Genomic DNA, 3,056 nt, shown 5'->3' with positions numbered 1-3,056 from the left:
GAGGTAAAAGATACTTGATCCGCAGGCCTGATCAGGCGATCTTCGCGTCAGATGGCAGGCCACTTGGGGAATGTCGGCTTGAGAATGATATCGGACTCCAAGAACCTCGATACCATATTTATCCACGCGTCGTTTCAGGTGAGCCCCAAACGCAAGCCTGTCTTCACGTTCAGATGGGCAGGCCCGCATAGGGTAATTTCCTTCTTCGTGATCGGCATCCCATTGCTCGAGAGGCGTTCTTCCACCCAATCCCGAGTGGGGAGTGTTATGATAGATATCCACAACCCACCGCACCAAGGCGAAGCACAAATCCTCAGCTGTTAACGTAGCTCTGTCCTCGGATGCATGATCTCCACGCTCAAGTGCCGAAGAAAAGGTTCGGCCATTCAAACGGTGAAGTAGGCTTAGCAATGCAGTCCGAAAAAAGGATTCAACAGTTCCCCGCATCCCAGGAATCCCTGCGATTGAGTATTCTAGGACCGTCCAGAGATCGGCGCATGCATTTGAGAAATCGAATGCCTGAAACGCCTTTCCATTGTCGACCACCACCATTTCTGGTGTCGCAGCCATGCCCCACCCAGACACCGCGCCAACGGCATCTGACCACACTCCTTTGTCGGTTGTTGTCATTCTTAGACATTCGAGGGCAGCACAGGTTTTTGGGTTTCGCGTCAACTTCATGCCGACGATGCATCGTGTCCGGCAATCAATTGCAACTGCGACCCACCAACGTGCTTTTTTATTATCCAACCCCAGATAAGCCAGCTCTTCCTTTGTGACCAATGAAAGAAGGCCTGCATCTGACATCATAGTAATCAGGTCGATCTTCCATTCATCCATTTCCACACGCTGAAATGGGCGATCAACATTGCAATATATTTTTTAACGCTGGGTGAGGAATTGAAAAATGACGAAGTTTTTGTCGATCATCGCTGTCAGTGCGATTGGACTGACCGCTGCTACAGAGGCATATGCGCAGGCTCTCGTCGAGGCGCGCGCGCGGTTGGCATGCGGCAAAGATAAAATCGTCGATGCTGTTTACCTTCCGGGAAATCTTCTGCGCGTGACCTGTGCTGATGTTTCCGAAGAAACCCCAAGTCAGGAAGATTCTTTGTTGAACAATGGTGAGCCATTCACACTTGCGCCACCCCTGGTTGCTCTTGGTATCGCGGGAGTTCTTAGCGTTATCACTGGCGGTGGTGGATCGTCGACGACCTCGACAAGCCCGGCACCCGCAGGTCAGTAATTGGGCCAAGTGCCGCCGACGAGTTAAAAGCCGTCGGAGCACCTCTGACAGGACTGTTCCAGAAGTGGGGGTTAAGTCGCATGTTTAGCCCCAACCAACCTATCATTGATATTGGCGGTTCGGACCTGAAGCAGGTCTTAGGCGCCCTTTGACGTCCAGCGCATGTGCTGCCATTTCGCCATCCTCGCGCCGACGGTGAACTCCGCAGCGCCCTTGACCAGAGACGTACCCAGTCGTTTCCCTTCGATCTTTCAGGTGCAATAACCGACGATCCGTGCGTCTGCATTTCTCACGTCAGTGCCCGGTTTCTTCATTGCTGTCCGAAGGTTTTTGATGCGCTGCAAGCGTGGGGATGAATGCGGCTCATCAGAGTGCTTTTTCAAGTGCGGCCGGATCGCGCGCGAACAAAGGTCGTATCCAAAGGCAGCGCCATTCGAGCATCATCTAACAACACGTCACAGAGTGGCGCATTGTCCTGATGCCCAGCTGCAATCGCGATCTGTCGCATGGCCAATTGTGCGGATCTCCCATCCTCGAACGGATACATTTTGCTGAAGCGCCATGGCCGAGCGAAAGCTCATCCAAGCTGACAACTTGTCTCGCAAATCATCAAACTCGCGGGTTGATCGAGCCCCACAGCTTGTTGGCAAAACATCCTCAATCCGGCCCTGATTGACCAGCGCGGGACCCGCAATGAGACGGTGCCAAAAAGCGTTTGGACCTTTCCGGATCATACGCGCGACTTCAATCCCGGTCAGATTAGCCGAAGCTGAATTGAACGATTTGACGGTCTCAATGGGCGGGTGATCTTCTTGATGAAACGGTGATCTCTTACCTGGCAGGGGTTTTTCTGCAAACCACGAGAAGGCTGTTCGATACTATTATTGAGATATTTCATCTGCAGGACATCAATCAACCAGCACATCACCAGCAGACAGTTCACATTGAACAGATCCACCGTTCCATCCACTTTTGTCGATGACAACCTTGTCTGGCGAGCCGTTTTTGCCGATGGCTTTCACAAAAAAAAGGCAGTCGTTGCCGCCTCGTCGCGGCGTTCCGACAGCATGAAACCAGGGGATTTTCCGTCCCTTTCGATTTCTTGGTACAGATAGGTCAATTGGCCTTTGACCTTCACATAAGTTTCGCCCATCTGCCAAGAACAACCCGTTGGGGCCTTCCAGCGATGCACTGCTTAGGCAATCGCGCCCCCCATATTTCTCGACCCATCGGTTGAGCGTTGCATGATCCAGATCGCCACGCTCGGCCATGATCTCTTCGAGATCGCGATACGAAACGGGAAAGCGAACCTAGAAATACACGGCGTCCAGGATCACGTGTTTCAGGTACTGCGCGTCAGAGCCAATGCTTCACGCCATTGATCGGGATCACAAGCTCATCGAGGTGGCACTTGCCGTTCGGCCCTGGCCGGTCACGGCGGACGCACGCAGCAAAGTGCGGACCAAATCGGCTGACCCAGTCGCGGATTGTGCCTCGGCTGACCATCACGCCACGTTCCGCAAGCAGATCCTCAACATCCGCCGTACTCGGCGCAAACCGATGGTATGCCCAGACCGCGTAAGCAATGACTTCACGAGGGTGGCGAAAGCCCTTCAGGTGCGGCATCGACGTCGGTGTTTTCATGCATCACCCCGACGCCAAGTCACAAGGATCAAACAACTTGATGGGGTGGACGGTTCCACCCACCGGCATCGCAATGTGCCAAAGTGCTGGATTGAGCAACCCCACGTCTGGAAATTCGGATTTGGCATGATCACGCATCCTGGCATTCCCATTTGATATAGGCCTT

Annotated in this window: 1 protein-coding gene and 3 pseudogenes; 1 reads left to right on the top strand and 3 read right to left on the bottom strand. The window is 53.3% G+C overall.

All coding sequences use genetic code 11. The features are described 5' to 3' along the window. Nucleotides 1-840, bottom strand: a pseudogene (locus LC354_RS27155) (Mu transposase C-terminal domain-containing protein); the annotation flags it as partial. Between the two features lie 67 nt (nt 841-907). On the opposite strand from LC354_RS27155, the gene LC354_RS27150 reads away from it, so the two are divergent. Continuing rightward, on the top strand, nt 908-1,246 hold the full coding sequence (locus tag LC354_RS27150) for a hypothetical protein (protein WP_223429054.1): 339 nt from the start codon (nt 908-910) through the stop codon (nt 1,244-1,246). Nucleotides 1,247-1,965: 719 nt separating this feature from the next. On the opposite strand, the pseudogene LC354_RS27145 reads toward LC354_RS27150, so the two are convergent. Continuing rightward, nucleotides 1,966-2,613: pseudogene (locus LC354_RS27145) on the bottom strand (IS6 family transposase); the annotation flags it as partial. After that, nucleotides 2,606-2,890 (bottom strand): annotated as a pseudogene (locus LC354_RS27140) (IS6 family transposase); the annotation flags it as partial. The pseudogenes LC354_RS27145 and LC354_RS27140, both read right to left, overlap by 8 nt. Nucleotides 2,891-3,056: the final 166 nt, after the last annotated feature.

The sequence above is a fragment of the Tateyamaria pelophila genome, from assembly GCF_019966495.1.
GTDB lineage: Bacteria > Pseudomonadota > Alphaproteobacteria > Rhodobacterales > Rhodobacteraceae > Tateyamaria > Tateyamaria pelophila.
Note: the sequence above shows the minus strand (reverse complement) of the source record. Positions and strands in the feature narration are given on the sequence as shown.

What these genes read in the sequence shown, in the direction of transcription:
- LC354_RS27150 (WP_223429054.1), top strand. Translation starts at nt 908, where the DNA reads ATGACGAAGTTTTTGTCGATCATCGCTGTCAGTGCGATTGGACTGACC.